Here is a 516-nt window from a genome sequence, read left to right as displayed (position 1 = left end):
GCGCTGGAGCGTTCCATCGACGTGCAGATCTCGCGTCTGCGCCGGATGATCGAACCCGATCCGTCGAAACCGCGCTACATCCAGACTGTCTGGGGCGTGGGTTACGTGTTCGTACCGGATGGCACCGCCACCAAGTGATCGGTGATTTGTAGGAGCGGGTCTGCAAGGCTCTGGCCGCACGGCCATTGCCACAGACTCGCAATCCGCAATATGCGAGCATTGCTCGCTCCTGCAAGTGTGTAGCGGTTAAAGATGAAAACCCCCGTCTGGTTCCCCCAAAGTTTTTTCTCCCGCACCCTCTGGCTGGTGCTGATCGTCGTGCTGTTTTCCAAGGCGCTGACCCTGGTTTATCTGTTGATGAACGAGGACGTGCTGGTGGACCGCCAATACAGCCATGGTGTCGCTCTGACGCTGCGCGCCTATTGGGCCGCCGACGAAGAAAACCGCGCAAAAATTGCCGATGCCGCGACCCTGATTCGTGTGGTCGGCGCCGGCGTGCCGGAAGGCGAGCAGCAC

At 60.1% G+C, this 516-nt stretch carries 1 protein-coding gene and 1 pseudogene; both read left to right on the top strand.

The window, feature by feature from the left end:
• Nucleotides 1-138, top strand: a 138-nt coding sequence (locus tag J5M71_RS27170; RefSeq protein ID WP_207838617.1) for a winged helix-turn-helix domain-containing protein, incomplete at its 5' end; no start/stop codon positions are given.
• Nucleotides 139-252: 114 nt separating this feature from the next.
• Nucleotides 253-516, top strand: a pseudogene (locus J5M71_RS27165) (two-component sensor histidine kinase); the annotation flags it as partial.

The organism is Pseudomonas sp. 43(2021) (assembly GCF_017490805.1).
Lineage (GTDB): Bacteria > Pseudomonadota > Gammaproteobacteria > Pseudomonadales > Pseudomonadaceae > Aquipseudomonas.
Note: the sequence above shows the minus strand (reverse complement) of the source record. Positions and strands in the feature narration are given on the sequence as shown.